The 20,538-nt window shown below is 67.0% G+C and carries 16 protein-coding genes and 3 tRNA genes; 9 read left to right on the top strand and 10 right to left on the bottom strand.

Annotated features, from left to right (window positions below; genetic code table 11):
• Positions 1-30 precede the first annotated feature (30 nt).
• Together HFK18_RS02690 and HFK18_RS02685 are read left to right on the top strand one after the other, a co-directional pair.
• Positions 31-115, top strand: a tRNA-Leu gene (locus HFK18_RS02690).
• 216 nt (positions 116-331) lie between these two features.
• Positions 332-418: transfer RNA gene (locus HFK18_RS02685), tRNA-Leu, on the top strand.
• Between the two features lie 60 nt (positions 419-478).
• Here HFK18_RS02685 and HFK18_RS02680 read toward each other — a convergent pair.
• On the bottom strand, positions 479-1,225 hold the full coding sequence (locus HFK18_RS02680; RefSeq protein ID WP_180164197.1) for a sulfite exporter TauE/SafE family protein: 747 nt from the start codon (positions 1,223-1,225) through the stop codon (positions 479-481).
• A 99-nt stretch (positions 1,226-1,324) separates the two neighbouring features.
• Between HFK18_RS02680 and HFK18_RS02675 the strand changes: the two genes are divergently transcribed.
• The 3 genes from HFK18_RS02675 (at position 1,325) to HFK18_RS02665 (ending at position 2,978) form a co-directional block, all read left to right on the top strand.
• On the top strand, positions 1,325-2,236 hold the full coding sequence (locus HFK18_RS02675) for a LysR substrate-binding domain-containing protein (protein ID WP_180164195.1): 912 nt from the start codon (positions 1,325-1,327) through the stop codon (positions 2,234-2,236).
• 50 nt (positions 2,237-2,286) lie between these two features.
• Positions 2,287-2,373, top strand: a tRNA-Leu gene (locus HFK18_RS02670).
• A gap of 326 nt (positions 2,374-2,699) precedes the next feature.
• Positions 2,700-2,978 carry a hypothetical protein gene (locus tag HFK18_RS02665; protein ID WP_180164193.1) on the top strand — a complete coding sequence of 93 codons (279 nt, stop codon included), beginning with the start codon at positions 2,700-2,702 and terminating at the stop codon, positions 2,976-2,978.
• Positions 2,979-3,111: 133 nt separating this feature from the next.
• On the opposite strand, the gene emrB is transcribed toward HFK18_RS02665, so the two are convergent.
• Genes emrB through emrR form a run of 4 tightly spaced genes read right to left on the bottom strand, consistent with a single transcriptional unit; the run spans position 3,112 to position 7,830 of the window.
• Entirely contained in the window at positions 3,112-4,698 is a 1,587-nt protein-coding gene (emrB, locus tag HFK18_RS02660) for a multidrug efflux MFS transporter permease subunit EmrB (protein ID WP_180164191.1), read from the bottom strand.
• An 8-nt stretch (positions 4,699-4,706) separates the two neighbouring features.
• Positions 4,707-5,885 (bottom strand): multidrug efflux MFS transporter periplasmic adaptor subunit EmrA, encoded by a 1,179-nt coding sequence (gene emrA, locus HFK18_RS02655; RefSeq protein WP_089239888.1) that lies wholly within the window; start codon positions 5,883-5,885, stop codon positions 4,707-4,709.
• Positions 5,886-5,896: 11 nt separating this feature from the next.
• Positions 5,897-7,390 (bottom strand): multidrug efflux transporter outer membrane subunit EmrC, encoded by a 1,494-nt coding sequence (emrC, locus tag HFK18_RS02650; protein ID WP_180164189.1) that lies wholly within the window; start codon positions 7,388-7,390, stop codon positions 5,897-5,899.
• Positions 7,387-7,830 (bottom strand): multidrug efflux system transcriptional regulator EmrR, encoded by a 444-nt coding sequence (gene emrR / locus HFK18_RS02645; protein WP_089239884.1) that lies wholly within the window; start codon positions 7,828-7,830, stop codon positions 7,387-7,389. Before emrR ends, emrC begins: the two co-directional genes overlap by 4 nt.
• Before the next feature lie 145 nt (positions 7,831-7,975).
• Between emrR and HFK18_RS02640 the strand changes: the two genes are divergently transcribed.
• On the top strand, positions 7,976-8,884 hold the full coding sequence (locus tag HFK18_RS02640; RefSeq protein WP_180164187.1) for a helix-turn-helix transcriptional regulator: 909 nt from the start codon (positions 7,976-7,978) through the stop codon (positions 8,882-8,884).
• 59 nt (positions 8,885-8,943) lie between these two features.
• A complete protein-coding gene (parC, locus tag HFK18_RS02635) occupies positions 8,944-11,187 on the top strand; it encodes a DNA topoisomerase IV subunit A (protein ID WP_180164185.1) in 2,244 nt (747 codons plus the stop codon).
• Between the two features lie 298 nt (positions 11,188-11,485).
• Here the strand turns inward: parC and bfr are convergent, their stop codons facing one another.
• Entirely contained in the window at positions 11,486-11,974 is a 489-nt protein-coding gene (bfr, locus tag HFK18_RS02630; RefSeq protein ID WP_025877631.1) for a bacterioferritin, read from the bottom strand.
• Between the two features lie 125 nt (positions 11,975-12,099).
• On the opposite strand from bfr, the gene HFK18_RS02625 reads away from it, so the two are divergent.
• Positions 12,100-14,430, top strand: coding sequence for a penicillin acylase family protein (locus HFK18_RS02625; protein ID WP_180164183.1), 2,331 nt, complete (start codon positions 12,100-12,102; stop codon positions 14,428-14,430).
• Positions 14,431-14,552: 122 nt separating this feature from the next.
• Here HFK18_RS02625 and HFK18_RS02620 read toward each other — a convergent pair whose 3' ends face one another.
• Entirely contained in the window at positions 14,553-15,941 is a 1,389-nt protein-coding gene (locus HFK18_RS02620) for a cation:proton antiporter (RefSeq protein WP_180164182.1), read from the bottom strand.
• Positions 15,942-16,047: 106 nt separating this feature from the next.
• Positions 16,048-17,739 (bottom strand): asparagine synthase B, encoded by a 1,692-nt coding sequence (gene asnB, locus HFK18_RS02615; protein WP_180164180.1) that lies wholly within the window; start codon positions 17,737-17,739, stop codon positions 16,048-16,050.
• Between the two features lie 358 nt (positions 17,740-18,097).
• Between asnB and HFK18_RS02610 the strand changes: the two genes are divergently transcribed.
• Positions 18,098-18,991: a tetratricopeptide repeat protein gene (locus HFK18_RS02610; protein WP_180164178.1), complete on the top strand. Its 894-nt coding sequence runs from the start codon at positions 18,098-18,100 to the stop codon at positions 18,989-18,991.
• A 46-nt stretch (positions 18,992-19,037) separates the two neighbouring features.
• Here the strand turns inward: HFK18_RS02610 and dapE are convergent, their stop codons facing one another.
• Positions 19,038-20,165, bottom strand: coding sequence for a succinyl-diaminopimelate desuccinylase (dapE, locus tag HFK18_RS02605; RefSeq protein ID WP_180164176.1), 1,128 nt, complete (start codon positions 20,163-20,165; stop codon positions 19,038-19,040).
• Complete coding sequence (locus HFK18_RS02600; protein WP_165376701.1) at positions 20,162-20,527, bottom strand: arsenate reductase; 366 nt, start codon at positions 20,525-20,527, stop codon at positions 20,162-20,164. The genes dapE and HFK18_RS02600 overlap by 4 nt, the downstream gene beginning before the upstream one ends.
• Between the last annotated feature and the right edge of the window lie 11 nt (positions 20,528-20,538).

Here is a 20,538-nt window from a genome sequence, read left to right as displayed (position 1 = left end):
GGTTCATCTTCACAATTGCGCCTCTGGAACGCCCAGATGGCGGAATTGGTAGACGCACTAGTTTCAGGTACTAGCGGGTAAAACCGTGGAGGTTCGAGTCCTCTTCTGGGCACCAACGAAAAAACTCCTCGCTTCGGCGGGGATTTTTTTTGCCTGCGATCCGGGGGACGGCCGGCAGTAGGGTCGGATCACTTTCCACAGGAAAGGGCTCTGACCCCAGCGCGAGACCCATGGGGTCGGAGCCTGTTTCGCATGCGAAACAGGATCCGACCCCGGATCCGCAAGGGTGTTGACACCTCCGTCACGGCACCGCATAATTCTCCTCCTCGACGCCCAGGTGGCGGAATTGGTAGACGCACTAGCTTCAGGTGCTAGCGGGGGCAACTTCGTGGAGGTTCGAGTCCTCTCCTGGGCACCATGTCGAGAATGAAAAACACCCGCGAAAGCGGGTTTTTTCTTGTCTGGCGTCCGGCCGGCATCACCACCACGAACGCAGCACCAGCTCCAGGCCCAGCAGCAACAGGAAGCCGAGGAAGCAGGCACGGAATACCCGTGCACTGATGCGCTGGCGGATCACCTGCCCCAGCCACATCCCGGCCAGCGACGGCACCACCGCCAACGCGCTCAGGCCGAGCTGCTGCACGCCGAAAGCGCCGTGCAGCACCAGGCCTGTGGTCAGCGAGATCGTGGACACCGTGAATGCAAGCCCCAGCGCCTGCACCAGCTCGTCGCGCTGCAAGCCCAGCGACTGCAGGTAGGGCACCGCCGGCATCACGAACACGCCGGTTGCGCCGGTCACCACACCGGACATCGCGCCCACCAGAGGTCCGAGCCAGCGCTCGCGCCGAGCCGGTACCCGCAACACCGGCGCCAGCAACGCGTACCCGGCGTAGACCACCAGCGCCACACCCAACGCGGCACGCGAGACATCACGATCCACCCGCACCAGCAGCGCGGCGGCGCCGAGGGTGGCGATCACCACCGCCAGCATCATCGGCCACAGCCGCCGCACGATCTGCCCCACCGATGGCCCGGACAGCAGCTGCCAGGCATTGGTGACAAAGGTGGGAATGAACAGCATCGAGGCCGCCGCAACCGGCGACAGTGCGCCGCCCAGCAGCCCCATCGCCACGGTCGGCAGGCCCATGCCGGTCACGCCCTTGACCACCCCGGCCAACAGGAACACCCCCGCCAGCAATCCATAGAAGTAGATCGTTTCGTTCATGCCTTCATTGGAGCCGGCGGCCGATCAGCGCACAATGCGGCATTCCCGCCATACCCTTCGGCTGCTCCGAAGGCAGCGGCCGCGTTGCGAGGTCACGACATGCGCCTGGACATTGCCGATCTGCGCCTGTTCCTGGCGGTGGCCGACGCCGGCAGCATCACCGCCGGCGCCGTAGAGGCGAATCTGGCACTGGGCTCGGCCAGCGAACGCCTGCGCGCGATCGAGACCGACGCCGGCACCGCGCTGCTGACCCGTCACCCACGCGGCGTCAGCCTCACCGAAGCGGGCGCCGCACTGGCCCATCACGCGCGCTTGATCCTGCAGCAGCAGGCACAGCTGCGCGGCGAACTGCAGGCCTTCGCCCACGGCGCGCGCGGTACGCTGCACCTGTATGCCAACACCGCGGCATTGACCAACTATCTGCCCGCGCGACTGGCCCCATGGCTAGCCGAACGCCCTCGCCTGCGCGTGGAACTGCACGAACGCACCAGCAATGAAGTCGTGCGTGCGATCCGTGCCGGCCAGGCAGAGGCCGGCATCATCAGTGACGCCGTCCCCGCCGATGGGCTGCGCCGTCATGTCGTTGCCGAAGACCCATTGATGATGCTGCTGCCGGCCGGCCATCGCTTCGCCGCGCGGCGCTCACTCGACTTCAGCGATGTGCTGGGCGAGACCTTCGTCGCGCTGGCCGACGGCAACGCACTGCAGACCTATATCGAAGAACTGGCGGCAGAGGCCGGACGCACGCTCGACGTGCGCATCCGCATGAAGACCTTCGAAGGCCTGTGCACGATGGTGGGCCATGGCATCGGCGTGGGCATCGCGCCACGCACGATCGCACGGCAGCACCGACGGGCCACCGGCATCGTCGCCGTTGCACTCGGCAACACGTGGGCACAGCGCCGGCTGTGCGCCGCGTTTGCCGACTGGAAAACACTCTCGCCGCCGATGCGCAGCCTGCTGCTGCATCTGGATGTGGACGCGGAAGCCGGTGCAGAAAAAAATGTGTGAAATGGTGTTGACACATATCCAAGCTTCCTGCAAAATTCTCCTCCTGAGTCGCCCAGGTGGCGGAATTGGTAGACGCACTAGCTTCAGGTGCTAGCGGGGGCAACTTCGTGGAGGTTCGAGTCCTCTCCTGGGCACCATGACTCAGACAATGATCAAACCCGCGCAAGCGGGTTTTTTCATGTCCGGAGTTCGGGGCGCGGCGTTGCATGCGATTGCTGCTCGACGTGTCGTATACGACCCGATCTGGCGGCCAATTGATTGTGCGATCTCCCTTCGGCACATTGCCGCCACGCTCTGAACATCATTCGTATCCGAATCCATTTCACGTTCCGCTCGGATTCGTACTTTTCCTAGACGAAATCCCCCCAATTCCTTTCCCTCGGCAGGCAGATTTACTGCTACCGGGGGCAGACACGACATCATGTTCTGCTCCGGCGCCCCTAACTTCCACAAAGGACGCTCCATGCAGCGCAGCATCATCTGCCCCCACTGCCACACCAACTCCAACTCCGGCATAACCGTCTGCGTGGGATGCCAGGCCGAGGTCCATTACGGCGCCTCGAAGGAAGCGCACCTGCTTGTCATCGTCGCCGCCATCATCTGCGGCGCATTTGTCGGTAGCCGCGTGCAGGCCCCTGCCGGCTGGGTCACGGGTGGTGTCGTACTTGTGGCAGGAATGTGGGCGATCAGCCAACTGTTCCGCGATCGTGTGGTGTTCAAGCGCGTGTATCGCACACGCTAGGCCTGAGCCAGTGCGCTTGACCTGGATGTGCCACGGCACGCTATTTGAAAGGCATGGCCCCGCACCACCAGCAACACCCAAACAAAAACCCCGCCTTCCGGCGGGGTTTCTGCGTTTCAACAACAACGATCGATCAGTGCCCGCCACCGGCGGCAGCACCTGCGCCTGCACCGAACGGTGGCTTGGCCAGCCACAGGAAGGTGATGATCGCCAGGAAGATCCAGCCCAGCAGGAAGAAGATGTCGTTGAAGCCCATCTGCGATGCCTGGTGGTTGATCATGTTGTTCAGCACCGCCGCACCATGTTGCAGATCGCCCTGCCCCATCGCCGCCACCTGGTCCTGCATCCCCGGCTGGTAGGCCGAAATGTGCTCGGTCAGGTCCGCGTGATGCACCTGCGTACGACGCGCCCACAGCCAGGTGGTCAGCGACGCGGCGAAGCTGCCGCCCAGCGTACGCAGGAACGTGGCCAGGCCCGAGCCGGCCGCGATCTCACGACCATCCAGATCCGACAGCAGGATCTGCAGCACCGGCATGAAGAACAGCGCGACACCAATGCCCATGATCAGCTGCACGCCGGCCACGTGCTGGAAGTCCACCTGCAGGTTGAACCCCGACCGCAGGAAGCTGGTCATCGACAGCACCACGAACGCGATCGTGGCCAGCATGCGCATGTCGAAGCGCGATGCGTACTTGCCCACGAACGGGGTCATGATCACCGGCAGGATGCCGATCGGCGCCGTCGCCAGGCCCGCCCAGATCGCGGTGTAACCCATGTCGCGCTGCAGCCACTGCGGAATCAGCAGTGCCACGCTGAAGAACGCCGCGTAGGCCACCACCATCGCCAGCGTACCGGCGCGGAAGTTGCGGTGCCGGAACAGCTTCAGGTCGACGATCGGATCCTTGTCGGTCAGTTCCCAGATCAGGAACACGGTCAGCGCCACCACCGCCACGCAGGCCAGCACCACGATCTTCATCGACGAGAACCAGTCCTCGTCGTTGCCCAGGTCGAGCACCAGCTGCAAGGCACCTACGCCGATCACCAGGGTGACCAGGCCAACGTAGTCCATCTTCGGCTTTTCGACGTGTTCCGGGCGCCCCTTCAACTGGTTACCGACCACCAGCGCTGCGAAGATGCCCAGCGGCACATTGATCAGGAAGATCCATTCCCAGCTGTAGTTGTCGGTGATCCAGCCACCGAGGATCGGCCCGCAGATCGGCGCCACCACGGTGATCATCGCCAGCAGCGCCAGCGCCTGTCCGCGCTTTTCTCTGGGATAGATCGAGACCAGCAGCGACTGGGTGATCGGGTACATCGGGCCGGCGACGAAGCCCTGCAGCGCGCGTGACAGCACCAGCATGCCCATGCTCTGGGCCAGGCCGCACAGCAGCGAGGTGATCACGAAGGCCAGCGTGGCCCACACGAACAGCTTGCGCTCGCCGAAGCGACGGCTGAGCCAGCCGGTCAGCGGCAGCGCGATCGCGGTGCTCACCGCGAACGAGGTGATGACCCATGTCGCCTGCTGCGAACTGGCGCCAAGATTACCGGCGATGGTCGGCAACGAGACGTTGGCGATGGTGGTGTCGAGCACCTGCATGAACGAGGCCATCGCCAGGCCCACGGTGCACAGGGCCACACTGGGTGGCAGGAAGCCGGCGGCCGCACCCGGCGCCGCCGGTGCGCCCGGAGAGCCGGGCGCAGCTGGAGCTTGTGCGGACATGGCCGGCCTCAGCTCGCCTTGCCCTGCTGCGGCAGGTTGCCCTGGATGATCGTGTGGATCACCTCATCGGCATCGTGCAACTGCTTGGCGTACACGTCGGTGTCGAACACCGTGCCCTTGGCGGCCGCGCTCGGCAGCACTTCGCCCTTCTGGTCGCGCAGGCTCACTTCAGCCTTCATCGACAGGCCGATGCGCAGCGGGTGTTCGGCCAGCTGCTTGGCATCGATGGCGATGCGCACCGGCACGCGCTGCACGATCTTGATCCAGTTGCCGCTGGCGTTCTGCGCCGGCAGCAGCGAGAACGCCGAACCGGTGCCCAGGCCGAGGCTGTCGATGCGGCCCTTGTACTTCACGTCGCCGGCATACAGGTCCGACTTCAGCTCCACTTCCTGGCCCAGGCGCATGTGGCGCAGCTGGGTTTCCTTGAAGTTGGCTTCGACCCACATCTGCTCGGTCGGCACCACCGCCATCAGCGCATTGCCCGGCTGCACGCGCTGACCGACCTGCACCGAACGACGGGCGACATAGCCGGTGACCGGCGCGACGATGCCCGAACGCGCATTGTTGAGGAAGGCCTGGCGCAGCTGCGCGGCGGCGGCCTGCACATCCGGCTGGGTGGCGATCACGGTGTCATCGACCAGCGCGCGGTTGCGCTCGACGGTCTCGCGCGAACCGGCCACGGCCGCTTCGGCAGCCGCCAGCTCATCGCCGGCATGGGCCAGTTCTTCGTTGGAAATGGCGCCGGTGGCGGCCAAGCCCTTGCGGCGTGCGAAGTCGTCGCGCACGCGCTTCAGGGTCACCTGACGCGCGTTCAGATCTGCCTGTGCACCCTCGACGCTGCGGTACAGGCCACGGGTCTGGCGCACGGTCTTGGCCAGGTTGGCTTCAGCCTGCTGCAGGGCTACCGAGGTATCGGCCGGGTCCAGCTGCACCAGCAGCTGGCCGCGCTCCACGCGCATGCCGTCATCGGCGTTGATGGCAACCACGGTACCGGCCACCAGCGGGGTGATCTGCACCTGGTTGCCCTGCACGTAGGCGTCGTCGGTCTCTTCGAACCAACGGCCGAACATGAAGTACCACAGCGCCAGTGCCGCCAGCAGCAGCACGACGATCACGAACAGGCCGCGCAGCAGCTTGCCGCGACGGTTGGGGGCGGCGGGGGCCGCAGTGTCTTGGGTCTGGCTCATGGCAGGCGTCTTCAGGAATGCGAGGAATCGGAATGGGAAGCAAGCGGTGCGGCGTCGGCGTCACTGGGCTGGAAACCACCGCCGAGCGCCTTGCTCAGGCGCACCGAGGTCTGCAGCTGCTGCGACTGCAGGCCGGCCAGCTGCTGCTGCGACTGCAGCAGGGTGGACTGCGCGGTCAGCACGTCCAGGTAGCTGCCGATGCCGGCGCGGTAGCGCTGCTGGGCCAGGTCGAACGCGGCGCGTGCGGTATCCACCGCCTGCTGCTGCGACTGCGCCTGCTGCGCCAGCGAGCGCACCGCGTTGACCTGGTCGGCGACGTCGCGCAGTGCATCGAGCACCGCCTGGTTGTAGTTCGCTACGGCCAGGTCGTACTGCGCATCGGTGTTGGCCAGGTTGGCGCGCAGCTTGCCGCCTTCGAAGATCGGCAGGCTCAGCGCCGGACCGATGTAGGCGAAGCTGGAACTGCTCTGCAGCAGGTCGCCGACATTCGGCGCGACCACGCCGGCCAGCGCGGTCAGGTTGAGGCTCGGGTAGAACTTTGTCTTGGCGACCTTGATCTGCTTGTCGGCCGCTTCCACCCGCCAGCGCGCGGCGACGATGTCGGGGCGACGGCCAAGCAGTTCGCTGGGCACCACACCCGGCAGCTGCAGCGCCAACGGGTTCATCGCGCGCGGGCGTTCGATCGACAGGCCCCGGTCCGGGCCCTTGCCGACCAGCGCGGCCAACGCAGTGCGTCCCGCATCGATACGCTGCTGCGCCGCCAGCAACTGCTGCTGTGCGGCCGGCACACGGGCTTCGGCCTGGCGCACCTGCAGGTCGCTGTCGATGCCGGCGCTACGACGCTGACGGGTCAGCTCCAGCGACTTCTGCGAGCGCGCCAGTTCTTCTTCAGCTACGTCATTGAGCTGCCAGGCGTAAGCCAGATCGGTATAAGCCTGGGCGATGCCGGTGGACAGGTTCAGGCGTGCGGCCTGGGCCTCGACGGTAGCGGCATGGGCGCCGTCCACGGCGGCTTCCCAGGCGGCGCGCTTGCCGCCCCACAGGTCGATGCCGTAGCTGAAATCGAAGGCAACCTGGCTGCTGCCGGCGTAGTGGCCACCGATTTCATCGCCGGCCATCGATTCGGGCAGGCGCAGGCCGGTGTAGCCACCGGACACGGACAGGCTGGGCAGGCGATCGGCGCGTGCGGTGCCGACCTGTGACTGTGCCTGGCGCAGGCGTGCATCGGCGGCGTCCAGGCTCGGATGGCCGGCGAGGCCTTCGGCGATCAACGCATCCAGCTGCGTATCGCCCAGTGCCTTCCACCAGTCCTGGGCGGGAAAACCGGCGGCGCTCAGGTCGCTGTCGGCCAGGGTGCGTTCGCTGTGCAGGCTGTCCACGTCGAGCACGTGGCCCTGCGGGGTGAGGCCGCGGCTGCTGGCGCAGGCGGCCAGGGCCAGGGCCAGCGCTGAAACCAGCAGCGCGCGCCCGGACCGGCGGAGAGTGGGATGCGGGATCGGGTTCATGGGGTCGTCAGGGAATCGCGGATTCGGGTCAGGAGGGACAGCAGCTGCGTGCGTTCGTCGGCGGACAGATCGCGCAGGGCGTAATCCATCACCGCGTCGCCGCGCAGCTTCAACCGCGCCCACAGCGCGCGGCCTTCTTCGGTCAATACGATCTGCAGCGCACGCCGGTCCTGGGCATGCGGCTCGCGGCGCACGCAACCGAGCGCTTCCAGCTTGTCCAGCAGGCGGGTGACCGCACTGGGCACCTGGTCGATGGCCTGGGCCAGTTCGTTGGCCGTGCACGGCGCCATGTTCGAGAGCACCTTCAGCCCGATGTAGTGGGTGAAGCCGATGCCGAGGTCTTCTTCGGCCATGGACGCGTCGAGCTGGCGGACCAGGCCGTCGCGCACCTGGCGCAGCAGCAGGCCGAAGCTGGGGGGAGTGGTTGCAGGACAGATCATGGGGGAGCATTCTCTTCCAAAAAAAATATTTCTCAATGGAAATATTCGATCTGGCATCGAATGCTGTGTTGCAGCAATGGGCTGGATCAGGTGAAGGCGCCACCTTAATGGCGCTCCCAACTGGCCCGGTAGTACAATCCAGCCAATGAATGTCATATTCAAGCCACCCCCAGCCCATGTGAAGGCGGGCGAACCCGGGCCTGCCACCCTGCTGCGTGAAGAAGCGCTGGACTGGTTCGAGCGCAATGACGGCCCGCCGGTCATCGCCTTCCGCTTCGACAGCCCGCAGGGCCTGGCCCGCGAAGTGGACTGGCATCACCACGTCCGCGCGCAGCTGATCTGCGTTGAACGCGGCCTGCTGACCACCCGCACCTCACATGGCACCTGGTCGCTGGCGCCGGGCTCGGCGGGCTGGATGCCACCAGCCGAACCGCATACGGTCCACATCGATGGACCCCTGCGCGGCTGGGGCATGGTGCTGGCCGCACCGCTGTGCGCCGAACTGCCGGCCGATCCGTGCGTGCTGGGCATCTCGCGGCTGGCGCAGGCGGTGGCCGAACGCATCTGCGACTGGCCACAGGATTACGAGAGCACCACCGAGCGGCAGCACATCATCAACGTGCTGCTGGACGAGATCCGCACCGCGCCGCGCCAGCGCATGCATCTGCCGATGCCGCGCGACCGACGCCTGCTGAAGATCGCCTCACAGTTGCTGGCCGACCCGGCCGACGAGCGCGGGCTGGCGCAGTGGGCGCATTGGGCCGGCCTGTCGCCGCGCAGCCTGACCCGCCATTTCCGCGACGAGACCACCCTCAGTTTCGCCCAGTGGCGCCAGCAGGCGCGGCTGGCCGAGGCGCTGCGCCAGCTCAGCGAGGGCCGCAGCGTGGCCGATATCGCCCATGCACTGGGCTTCAGCAGCGCCAGCGCCTTCGTCACCGTGTTCCGGCGACACTTCGGGCTACCGCCCGGACGCTACCTGGCACGGGCCGGTCACGGCCTGGAACCGGGCCTTGACCCTGCACGCGGCTTGGCATCCCCCGCCGCATCCGGATAATCACTGGATTGAGAGCGGCGACCGCCGTCACCGCCTCCCGACATAGGTAACAACGCCGCATGACCGATCTTGCCCGCCCCGTGTTCCACGGTTTCGAACAACTGCCGCTGCGCGAGTACGCCGAACGCGCCTACCTCGACTACTCGATGTACGTGGTCCTGGATCGCGCCCTGCCGTTCCTCGGCGACGGCCTGAAGCCCGTGCAGCGCCGCATCATCTATGCGATGAGCGAGCTGGGCCTGAATGCCGCGTCCAAGCCGAAGAAGTCCGCGCGTACCGTCGGTGACGTCATCGGTAAGTACCACCCGCATGGCGACAGCGCGTGCTACGAAGCGCTGGTGCTGATGGCGCAGCCGTTCTCGTACCGCTATCCGCTGATCGAAGGCCAGGGCAACTTCGGTTCCAGCGACGACCCGAAGTCGTTCGCGGCGATGCGTTACACCGAATCCAAGCTGACACCGATCGCCGAAGTGCTGCTGGGCGAACTGGGCCAGGGCACCACCGACTGGGCGCCGAACTTCGACGGCACCCTGCAGGAACCGACCTGGATGCCGGCACGCCTGCCGCATCTGCTGCTGAACGGCACCACCGGCATTGCCGTGGGCATGGCCACCGATGTGCCGCCGCACAACCTCAACGAGATCGTCAGCGCGCTGCTGCATCTGCTGGACGACCCGGACGCCAGCGTGCGCGACCTGTGCGAGCACGTGAAGGGCCCCGACTACCCGTCCAACGCCGAGATCATCACCCCGGCCAACGACCTGCGGAACATGTACGAGACCGGCAACGGCAGCGTGCGTGCGCGTGCGACCTACATCAAGGAAGCACACAACGTGGTGGTCACCGCGTTGCCGTTCCAGGTGTCGCCGTCGAAGGTGATCGAGCAGATCGCCGCACAGATGCGCGCCAAGAAGCTGCCGTGGCTGGAAGACATCCGCGATGAGTCCGACCACGCCAACCCGGTGCGCGTGGTGCTGGTGCCGCGCTCGAACCGCGTCGACGCCGAGCAGCTGATGGGCCACCTGTTCGCGACCACGGACATGGAGCGCAGCTACCGCGTCAACCTCAACGTGATCGGGCTGGACGGCCGTCCGCAGGTCAAGAACCTGAAGACGCTGCTCAGCGAATGGCTGGCGTTCCGCAGCAGCACCGTCACCCGCCGCCTGCAGCACCGCCTGCAGAAGGTCGAGCGTCGCCTGCACCTGTTGGAAGGCCTGCTGGTGGCGTTCCTCAACCTGGACGAGGTGATCCACATCATCCGTACCGAGGACGAACCGAAGGCGGCGCTGATCGCGCGCTTCGGCCTGTCCGAGGATCAGGCCGAGTACATCCTGGAAACCAAGCTGAAGCAGCTGGCCCGCCTGGAAGAGATGAAGATCCGCGGCGAGCAGGACGAGCTGGCCAAGGAACGCGACAAGATCCTGAGCATCCTCGACAGCAAGGCCAAGCTGAAGAAGCTGATCCGCGACGAGCTGCAGGCCGATGCCAAGAAGTTCGGTGACGAGCGCCGTTCGCCGCTGGTGCAGCGCCAGGCGGCGCAGGCCATCGACGAGACCGAGCTGGTGCCGAGCGAACCGATGACGGTGGTGATGTCCGAGAAGGGCTGGATCCGTGCCGCAAAGGGCCACGACATCGATGCCTCGACCCTGTCCTATCGCGATGGCGATGCCCTGCAGGGCGCGGTGCGTGCACGCAGCACCCAGCAGGTCGCGTTCCTCGACAGCGAAGGCCGCGCCTACTCCACGCCGGTGCATACCCTGCCCTCGGCGCGCGGCAACGGTGAACCGCTGACCGGCCGCTTCTCGCCGGCCGCGGGCACCAGCTTCGTGACCCTGGCCAGCGCCGAACCGGATACCCGCTTCGTGCTGGCCTCGACCCACGGTTATGGTTTCGTCACCCGCTTCGAGAACCTGATCGGCCGCAACAAGGCCGGCAAGGCGATGCTGAACCTGTCGGCGGGCTCGTCGGTGCTTACGCCGTCGGTGGTGGCCAACGTCGCCACCGACCGCATCGTCGCGGTGACCAGTTCGGGCAACCTGCTGGCGATCGCCGCCAACGACCTGCCGGAACTGGACAAGGGCAAGGGCAACAAGATCATCGAGATCCCCAAGGCCAAGCTCGCCACCGAGCGCGTGGTGGCAATCGTGGCGATCAGCCCGGGGCAGACCCTGCAGGTACGCAGCGGCCAGCGCACGATGGGCCTGAAGTTCAACGAGCTCGAGGCCTATCTGGGCGCCCGCGCCACCCGTGGCCACCTGCTGCCGCGTGGCTGGCAGAAGGTGGAAGGGCTGTCGGTCGAATGACGGTAGGTGTCAACCTTGGTTGACACACCCTGCCCGGCGCTACCGGGAACGGGACGTCAGACACAAAAAAGCCGGGGCATTCCCCGGCTTCTTTGTTTGTCGGCTGGCGGGCGGTGGAGCAGCTGGCGGGCGAAGGCTGGCTGGCGGTGCTCCGGTGCTGGCGGGCGACGGGACGTTGCGCTTCTGCGAAATGCAGCCAAGCATGGTTTGGCTCTACATCAGGTACAGCAGCCGACCAGCGGTCGGCTCTACCGGAAAGCAGCCGAGCATGGCTCGGCTCTACCGAAAGCGGCGTCGGTCAGTGCGCCGGGGCGCCGCTGCCGTCGATCTTGCTCAGCTGGTACAGCTCCAGGCCGATGCGCTTGATCAGGCCCAGCTGCTGCTCCAGCCACCACGCGTGGTCTTCCTCGGTGTCCTTCAGCTGCGCCAGCAGCATGTCGCGGCTCACGTAGTCACCCTTCTCCTCGCACAGCTTCATGCCGGCGGCGAGGTTGTTGCGAACGGCGTATTCGGTATCCAGGTCCTTGCGCAGCATCTCCTCCACGGTCTTGCCCGGCTCGGTGGCATGCGGGCGCATGTCCGGGTCGCCGCCCAGGAACAGGATCCGGCGCAGCAGCGCGTCGGCATGCTGGGTCTCCTCTTCCATCTCGTGGTTCAGGCGTTCGTACAACGCGAACAGGCCCTGGTCCTCGTAGCGGCGGGAGTGGATGAAGTACTGGTCGCGGGCGGCGAGTTCGCCGCGCAGCAGTTCCTTCAGGCAGGCGATGACGTCCGGGTTGCCTTTCATGGGGGGAGCTCCTGTGAATCGATGGCGCCCATGGTGCCCCATCTGGAAATACGGTGATCTAATCGGAATCAGTCGCAGTTGCGCCTGCGGCTACAATCGGCCGACATGCTCGGGAAGGACCTGCAATGCGTCGTACGTGGCGGTGGATTCTGGGTGCGTTGGTCGCGATCGTGCTGCTCGCGGTGCTGGTCCTGTGGTTACTGCTGCGCGGCAGCCTGGCCGAGCTGGACGGCGAGCGCCCTTTGCCCGGGCTGGCCGGCAAGGTCAGCGTGGAGCGCGATGCGCTGGGGGTGGTCACCATCACCGCTGGCAACAAGGCCGATGCGCTGCGGGCGCTCGGCCGTATTCACGCGCAGGAACGTTATTTCGAAATGGACCTGATGCGGCGCAGTGCCGCCGGTGAACTGTCCGCGCTGTTCGGGGCGAAGGCGATCGAAGCCGACAAGCGCATGCGCGTACACCGCCTGCGCGCGCGCACCGAGGCCCATCTGCAGGATGCGCTGGGCAGCGACCCTGCAGCCGTGCGCGCCTATGTGGACGGGGTCAACCAGGGCCTGGACAGCCTGGCGGTACGGCCGTGGGCCTACCTGCTGCTGCGGCAGGCACCCCGACCGTGGCAGGCCAGCGACAGTGTACTGGCAGGCCTGGCCATGTACGCCGACCTGCAGGACCCCGGCAACCAGTCCGAACTGGCCCTGCAACGCATCCGCGCGGTGGTGCCGCCTGCCCTGTACGCCCTGCTGGCGCACGACGGCAGCGAGTGGGATGCACCGCTGGCCGGCGCTCCCCGTGGCAACGCCCCCCTGCCCGATGCCAGCCAGCTGGACCTGCGCACGCTGAAGGCCTCGACCGGCGCGGCTGCGGAAGATGCCGACGCGGTCGGCAGCAACAATTTCGCCATTGCCGGCGCGCTGACCGCCGATGGCCGTGCGATCGTCGCCGACGACATGCACCTGGGCCTGCGCGCGCCCAGCCTGTGGTTCCGTGTGCGCCTGCGCTACCCCGATCCGCAGGCCGCAGGTGGCCGGGTCGACGTCAGCGGGTTCTCGCTGCCGGGCGTGCCGGCGGTGATTGTCGGCAGCAATGGCCATGTCGCTTGGGGCTTCACCAACAGCTACATCGACACCGCTGACTTCCGCAGCGAACCCGCCGACGCTGCGGTGACCGTGCATGATGAGCGGATCGTCGTGGCCGGCGGCACCGACGTGCAATTCCCGGTGCGCGAAACCGCGTGGGGGCCGATCCTGCACACCCACGCCGATGGCAGCGGCGACGCTCTGCGCTGGGTCGCGCAGTTGCCGGGTGCGGTGCGCATGGACTTCGCCGACATGGCACGCGCTGCCGATCTGCACCAGGCCCTGCAGATTGCCGACCACGCCGGAATTCCCGCGCAGAACCTGGTGGTCGGCGACCGCAGCGGGCGCATCGCGTGGCGACTGATCGGCGCGCGGCCTGACCGTGGCCCGGGCTGCGCGCCACTGGGTTTCAATGAAAATCAGGCCAACCAGGGCTGCGCGCCCTGGCCGATCCGCAGCGACGCCGCGCCGAGCCTGATCGATCCACCCGCGCATCGGCTGTGGACCGCCAACAGCCGCGTGGTGGACGAGGCGACCCTGGCCACCGTCGGCAATGGCGGCTACGACCTCGGCGCACGCGGTCGGCAGATCCGTGACCTGCTGGCGACCCAGGAACGCTTCGACGAACACGACCTGCTGGCAATCCAGCTGGACGACCGCGCAGTGTTCCTGCAGCGCTGGTGGGTGCTGCTGCAGGAGGTGATCGAGCACAGCGACGATCCGGCACTGAAGCGGTTGAGAACGGTCAGCGAGCATTGGGACGGACGCGCCGCGATCAATTCGACCAGCTACCGGGTGGTGCGCGAATTCCGTACACAGGTGCTCGACACGCTGACCGATGCGCTGCTGGCACCGGCCCGGGCGCAGCTGGGCGAGGATTTCCTGGCACCGCGCCTGGCGCAGCTGGAAGGCGTCGCCTGGCCGATGCTGGAACAGCGCCCCGCCAACCTGCTGCCGCCCGCGTACGCAAGCTGGGATGCGCTGCTGGCCGATGCTGCACATCGCACCGAAGCCGAGCTGTCCAAGCAGGGGCCGCTGGCGCACCGCAGCTGGGGCGAGCGCAATACCGCAGCGATCTGCCATCCGGTCGCGCGCGCCCTGCCCGCCTTCGCCAGTCGCTGGTTGTGCATGCCGGCCGATCCGCTGCCCGGCGACCGTGACATGCCGCGTGTACAGACGCCGACCTTCGGTGCCTCGCAGCGGATGGTGGTCTCGCCCGGCCACGAAGCCGACGGCATCGTGCACATGCCGGGTGGGCAGAGCGGCCATCCGCTGTCGCCTTACTGGGGCGCGGGGCATGAGGATTGGGTGCATGGTCGCCCCACCCCGTTCCTGCCCGGCAAGGCACAGCACACGATGACGCTGGTACCGGTGCCCTGACGGCGGCCGACACATGCGAGAGGGTGCGTTGCACGCTGTAGAGCCAAGCCCATGCTCGACTGCTTCTGGTGCGGAGCCGAGCATGGGCTCGGCGCTACAAGATGCCCGCCCGCGCGGCCGGCTCAGGCCTTGCGGCGCTCGATCAGGTTCAACAGCGGCCCGGTCATCGCAGTGGTCACCAGCGCCATGATCACCAGCACCGCGAACAGGCGGTCGCCAAGCAGGCCCAGCTCGTAACCCAGGTTGAGCACGATCAGTTCCATCAACCCGCGCGTGTTCATCAGCGCCCCCAGTCGCCACGCTTCGCGCGAGGCCATGCCGGTACTGCGCGCCGCACTCCAGGTGCCCAGCAGCTTGCCCACCGTGGCCACTGCGATCACCACCACGCACAGCAGGATGTCGCTGCTGTGCAGCGCGTCGGCACGCATGCGCAGGCCGGTCATGGCGAAGAACAGCGGCAGCAGCAGGGTCACCGCGAACGGTTCGACCCGGGCCACCAGCAGCTGCCGCAGCTGCGCGTTGGACGACACCGCCACACCCGCAGCGAATGCGCCGAACAGCGCGTGGATGCCGAGCACTTCGGTAACCAGCGCACTGGCCAGCGACAGCAGCAGGATGCCCAGCAGCCAGCGCCCTTCACGACCGGGCGCGATCGTCTGCCGGGCAAACCACGGCTTCACCAGCCCCAGCATCAGCGCGATGAACGCCACCACGCACAGCAGGTTGAGGCTGGCCGGCAACCAGCCGGTAGCCTGCGCTGCCGCCACGATCAACGCCAGCAGGCACCACGCGGTCGCATCGCCCAGCGCCGCGCAGGCGATGGCGGTCTGCCCCAGCGATGTGTGGGTGATGCCGCGATCAGCGAGGATGCGCAGCAGCACCGGGAAGGCGGTGATGCTCATCGAGATGCCAACGAACAGCGCGAACGCGGTAAAGCTCACGCCTTGCGGACCGTGCTGCGGATACAGCCAGATCGCCAGGACCACGCCGAGCACGAACGGCACCGCGATGCCGGCGTGGCTGACGGTGAAGGCGAATCGGCGACGCCCACGCAGCGCGCCCAGATCCAGCTCGGCGCCGGCCACCAGCAGGAACATCAGCACGCCCAGCTGGCTGAGCATGCCCAGCGGCCCCAGCGAAGCGGCCGGGAACAGCGCGCCATGCACCTGCGGCAGCAGACTGCCCAGCAACAGCGGCCCCATCATCAGGCCGGCGGCCATCTCACCGATCACCGCCGGCTGTCCGAAACGCTTCAACAGCGCGCCGGCACCCTTGGCGACCAGCAACAGCACCAGCAGCTGCAGCAGGAACAGGCCGAGCGGTGAAGCCAGGTGATGCGCCCAATCACTGCCGACCACGGCCTCGGCCTTGCTGGCCACCGTCGGCAGCCCGGGCCCGGCATAGCGGGCCAGCAGCAGGCCGACCAGCAACGGCACGCCAGCCCATACCAGGTACCGCCACGCCCACTTCGTCGGTCGCACGGGACCTCCGGTCTGTACGTCCATGAACATTCCCCAATGTGCAGGGCGCCGATGATACGTCCTTGCCTGCTCCGGCGCTGTGCGCTCGCCGGGCATGGTCCGGCGCTACCGTTGTCAGGCGACCGGGCACTGCCGGTCAGGCCAACGCCTGCTCGTGCACCCCGGCGATGGCGCGGCCCGACGGATCGGCGGCGGCGGCAAAGCTGGCATCCCAGGCAATGGCAGCCGGCGAGGAACAGGCGATCGACTTGCCACCCGGCACGGTTTCAGCCGCCGCGTGGCTGGGGAAGAACTGCTCGAACAGGTGGCGGTAGTAGTACGCCTCCTTGGTCTGCGGCGGGTTGTGCGGGAAGCGCTTGTCGGCGGCGGCCAGTACGCGGTCGCTGACCTGCGCTTCGGCGTGCGCCTTCAGTCCGTCGATCCAACCGTAGCCGACGCCATCGCTGAACTGCTCCTTCTGCCGCCACAGGATGCTGTCCGGCAGATAGCCCTGGAAGGCCTCGCGCAGTACCGCCTTCTCGATGCGGCGACCACCGAAGCCGGCGCCGACCATCTTGTGCGCGGCATCGAAACGCATGGCCACGTCGAGGAACTCGCGGTCCAGGAACGGCACGCGCGGCTCCACGCCCCAGGCCATCATCGACTTGTTGGCGCGCAGGCAATCGTAGTTGTGCAGGGCATCGAGCTTGCGCACCAGTTCCTGGTGGAATTCGCGTGCGTCCGGAGCCTTGTGGAAGTACAGATAGCCGCCGAAGATCTCGTCACTGCCTTCGCCGGACAGCACCATTTTCACGCCCATCGCCTTGATACGGCGCGCCAGCAGGAACATCGGCGTGGAGGCGCGGATGGTGGTGACGTCGTAGGTTTCAATGTGGCGGATCACCTCCGGCAGCACGTCCAGGCCTTCTTCGAAGGTGTATTCGAAGCCGTGGTGCACGGTGCCCAGCGCTTCGGCGGCGACCGCAGCAGCGGCCAGATCCGGCGAACCCTTCAGGCCGATGGCGAACGAATGCAGGCGCGGCCACCAGGCTTCGCTCTGGCCGCCATCTTCGATGCGACGGCGCGCATAACGTGCCGCCACGGCGGCCACCAGCGATGAATCCAGCCCGCCCGACAGCAGCACGCCATACGGCACGTCACTCATCAACTGGCGTTCGACCGCATGTTCGAAGGCCTGGCGCAGCTCGGCGAGATCGGCCTGGCGGCCCTGCACGTCGTCGTACTCGCGCCACGGCTGCTGGTAGTAGCGCACCAGTTCGCCGCTGGCGCTGTCGTAGTAATGGCCCGGCGGGAACTGGGCAACGTCGGCGCAGGTATCGACCAGCGCCTTCATTTCAGACGCTACGCGCAGCCGCCCCTGCGCATCATGGCCCCAGTACAGCGGCACCACGCCAACCGGATCGCGCGCCACCAGCACACGGCCGGCTGCACGGTCCCACAGGGCGAAGGCAAAGATGCCGTTGAGCTGTTCCAGCCACTGCGCCGGCGATCCGCCCTGGCGATACAGCGCGTTGATCACCTCACAGTCCGAACCGGTCTGGAAGGCATAGGCTTCGGCGAGGCCGGCCTTGAGCTGCTGGTGGTTGTAGATCTCGCCGTTGACCGCCAGCGCCAGCTGCCCGTCTGCGGACAGCAGCGGCTGCGAGCCGCCGGCCGGATCGACGATGGCCAGGCGCTCGTGGACCAGCAGCGCGCCTTCGTCCAGGTACACGCCGCTCCAGTCTGGGCCGCGATGGCGCTGGCGCTGCGACAGCTCCAGCGCATGGCGGCGCAGGGAAGGAAGATCGTCACCGGCCTGCAGGCCGAAAATACCGAAGATCGAACACATGGGTGGAACTCCTGTTGTGGGGAAGTACACGGGGGGAAGGTGTTCGACCGGCCATCCAGGCCCGGGTGGGGCTGCGCCCGGGCACAAAAAAACCCGCATCGGCCGATGCGGGTTTTCTGGTGTCCGGGCGTATGTTGCTATCTATCTACCCAGGGCGCAGTCCCGCATCGGCCGCGCACGATTATTCGCGCGCAGATTATTGCGGTTGGTGTTGTTGACGGCGGTAGCCAGGCGGAGCGACATGGATCCGACCGTAACCGGGTTTCCGGCGCGGCGCAACAGTTGCGATGGCAACCGATTCAGCGGCCACGCCGGTAGCGACCCGGATAATCCCCTGCCCGCTTTCCGGAATTCATGGATGAACCCTTGCTGCCGTCGCCTGCTGCCCCTCCTGGCCATGATCGCCTTGGCCGGCTGTGCGACCACGCCCACCCGCCCGGTCGATGACAGCGAACGCGACGCCCTGGCCGCAGCTGCCGATGGCCAGTTCGATTCGGCGTTGCGCGTGGCCAAGCTGTACCAGTACCGCAACGACGTGCGCGCACTGGACTGGTATGCGCGCGCCGCTGCCACCACGCCGCGCACGCACCGCACCACAAGCGCCGAGGAACAGCTGGGCAGGATCCTGGAACGCGGCCGGCTGGACAGTGCTGATACCCCGCAGAAGCCCGACGCGGTGGTGCTCAAACCCTCCGCGCGCAAGGCCTACCGCTGGTACCACAGCGCCGCCTATCACGGCTCGCCGTATGCGATGAGCGATCTGGAGACGTGGTATGAGCGACGTGGCGACATGGAGGGCGCGCTGCGCTGGCGCCTGCGCCGCGCGGTCTACCTGCGCCACCTGTACAAGCTGCAGCCGTTGCGCGATGCCACCAGTGGCTCGGCGAAGCCCGGCGCTCCGCTCAGCGCTGATGCCTCACCGAATCCGGTGATCGCGCGCATCCAGCGCCGCGCCGCGCGCGGCGATGCCGAAGCGCAGGTGGACCTGGGCACGCTGTACGAGGCCGGCATCGGCGTGGTGCAGGACAAAACCGAAGCGCTGCGCTGGTATGAGCGTGCCGCTGCACAGGGCAACGTGTATGGCCAGTACCTGGCCGGGCTGGCACTCGGCCGCGGCGGCGATGGCCTGCAGAAGAACGTGGATGCGGCGGCGGCGTGGTTCGCCAAGGCCCACGCGCAGGACTTCTACATGGCCGACGAGTCGTACTGGCGCGAAGCGATCAAACCGCCATTCTTCCAGTTCTCGGAATAGCGCCGGGCCATGCCCGGCGTATCCACAGCGACCTGCTGGACGAGCACTACACCAGCAGGCGTTCAACCAGTCGCTGGTACAGCCCCGGCAGCGCTTCCAGCTCGTCCACGCGCACGTTTTCATCCACCTGGTGGATGCTGGCGTTGACCGGGCCGACTTCGATGCACTGCGCACCCAGTGGCGCGATGAAGCGCGCATCGGAGGTGCCACCACCGGTGCTCTCTTCCGGCGCGCGTCCGGTGTGCTCGGCAAGGACCGCGCGCGCCGCTGCACGCAACGTCCCTTCGGGCGTGTAGAACGGCTCGCCGCTGCGGTGCCACTTCAGCGTGTAGTGCAGGCCATGACGGTCCAGCAACGCGGTGATCTCCGTCTCCAGCTTCGGTGCATCCCAATGCGGGTTGTAGCGGATGTTGAAATCCACCTCCAGCTCACCGGGAATCACGTTGTTGGCGCCGGTACCGGCATGGATGTTGGAGATCTGCAGGCTGGTCGACGGGAAGCTCTCATAGCCCTCGTCCCAGCGCCGTGCGCTCAGTTCGGCCAGCATCGGCGCGGCAAGATGGATGGGGTTGCGCGCCTTGTCCGGATAGGCCACATGGCCCTGCACACCCTGCACGCGCAGCTTGGCCGACAGGCTGCCACGCCGTCCCACGCGCAGCAGGTCACCCAGCGTGGTGGTGGACGACGGCTCGCCGGTGATGCACCAGTCGATACGCTGGCCGCGCTCGGCGAACAGCCGTGCGACATGGCGCACGCCATCGATGGCATCGCCCTCTTCATCACTGGTCAGCAGCACCGCCAGCGTGCCCGTGTGCTGCGGATGGGCGGCAACGAACTGTTCGGCAGCGACCACGAACGCAGCCACGCTGCCCTTCATGTCCGCGGTACCACGACCGTACAGCACGCCATCGCGGATCTGCGGTGCGAACGGATCGCTCTGCCATGCCTCGCGCGGGCCCGGCGGCACCACGTCGGTGTGGCCCAGCAGGACCAGCACCGGTGCGCCGCTGCCGTGGGTGGCCCACAGGTTGTCGACCTCGCCCAGCCGCAGGTGCTCACAGGTGAAACCGGCTGCCTGCAGACGTTCACCGATCAGCGCCTGGCAACCGGCATCGTCCGGGGTCACCGACGGCCGTGCAATCAGATCGCAGGCCAGGTCGAGGACGGCGCTCACGCGCCGCCCACGCCGAAGCGCGCCTTGAAGCCGTTGTCGCTGAAACCCTGGCTGACCTTACCGTCGGCGGTCACCACCAGCGGGCGCTTGATCAGCTGCGGGTATTCGCGCAGCAGCAGTTTCCACTCCGCTTCCGAATCGGCAGCCTTGCGGTTGTCCGGCAGCTGCCGCCAGGTGGTGGAGGACCTGTTGACCATTGCCGCCAGGCCACCCAGCTGGGCGGCCCATTCCAGCAGCGTTTCCGGGCTGGGTTTGTTGTCGCGGTAGTCGACGAAGGTGTACGGCACGCCGAAGCGGTCCAGCCACTTGCTCGCCTTCTTGCAGGTATCGCAGTTCTTCAGACCGTAGACGGTGGTGCTCATGCGTGCGGCTC

Origin of the sequence: Stenotrophomonas sp. SbOxS2 (assembly GCF_013416715.1) — a bacterium.
GTDB classification, from domain to species: Bacteria; Pseudomonadota; Gammaproteobacteria; order Xanthomonadales; family Xanthomonadaceae; genus Stenotrophomonas; species Stenotrophomonas lactitubi.
This window is presented reverse-complemented; position numbering and strand designations above follow the sequence as displayed.

Bases quoted from the DNA above. Each gene is read 5' to 3' on its own strand.
- HFK18_RS02680 (WP_180164197.1), bottom strand. From the start codon at position 1,225: ATGAACGAAACGATCTACTTCTATGGATTGCTGGCGGGGGTGTTCCTG.
- HFK18_RS02675 (WP_180164195.1), top strand. From the start codon at position 1,325: ATGCGCCTGGACATTGCCGATCTGCGCCTGTTCCTGGCGGTGGCCGAC.
- HFK18_RS02665 (WP_180164193.1), top strand. From the start codon at position 2,700: ATGCAGCGCAGCATCATCTGCCCCCACTGCCACACCAACTCCAACTCC.
- emrB (WP_180164191.1), bottom strand. From the start codon at position 4,698: ATGTCCGCACAAGCTCCAGCTGCGCCCGGCTCTCCGGGCGCACCGGCG.
- emrA (WP_089239888.1), bottom strand. From the start codon at position 5,885: ATGAGCCAGACCCAAGACACTGCGGCCCCCGCCGCCCCCAACCGTCGC.
- emrC (WP_180164189.1), bottom strand. From the start codon at position 7,390: ATGAACCCGATCCCGCATCCCACTCTCCGCCGGTCCGGGCGCGCGCTG.
- emrR (WP_089239884.1), bottom strand. From the start codon at position 7,830: ATGATCTGTCCTGCAACCACTCCCCCCAGCTTCGGCCTGCTGCTGCGC.
- HFK18_RS02640 (WP_180164187.1), top strand. From the start codon at position 7,976: ATGAATGTCATATTCAAGCCACCCCCAGCCCATGTGAAGGCGGGCGAA.
- parC (WP_180164185.1), top strand. From the start codon at position 8,944: ATGACCGATCTTGCCCGCCCCGTGTTCCACGGTTTCGAACAACTGCCG.
- bfr (WP_025877631.1), bottom strand. From the start codon at position 11,974: ATGAAAGGCAACCCGGACGTCATCGCCTGCCTGAAGGAACTGCTGCGC.
- HFK18_RS02625 (WP_180164183.1), top strand. From the start codon at position 12,100: ATGCGTCGTACGTGGCGGTGGATTCTGGGTGCGTTGGTCGCGATCGTG.
- HFK18_RS02620 (WP_180164182.1), bottom strand. From the start codon at position 15,941: ATGTTCATGGACGTACAGACCGGAGGTCCCGTGCGACCGACGAAGTGG.
- asnB (WP_180164180.1), bottom strand. From the start codon at position 17,739: ATGTGTTCGATCTTCGGTATTTTCGGCCTGCAGGCCGGTGACGATCTT.
- HFK18_RS02610 (WP_180164178.1), top strand. From the start codon at position 18,098: ATGAACCCTTGCTGCCGTCGCCTGCTGCCCCTCCTGGCCATGATCGCC.
- HFK18_RS02600 (WP_165376701.1), bottom strand. From the start codon at position 20,527: ATGAGCACCACCGTCTACGGTCTGAAGAACTGCGATACCTGCAAGAAG.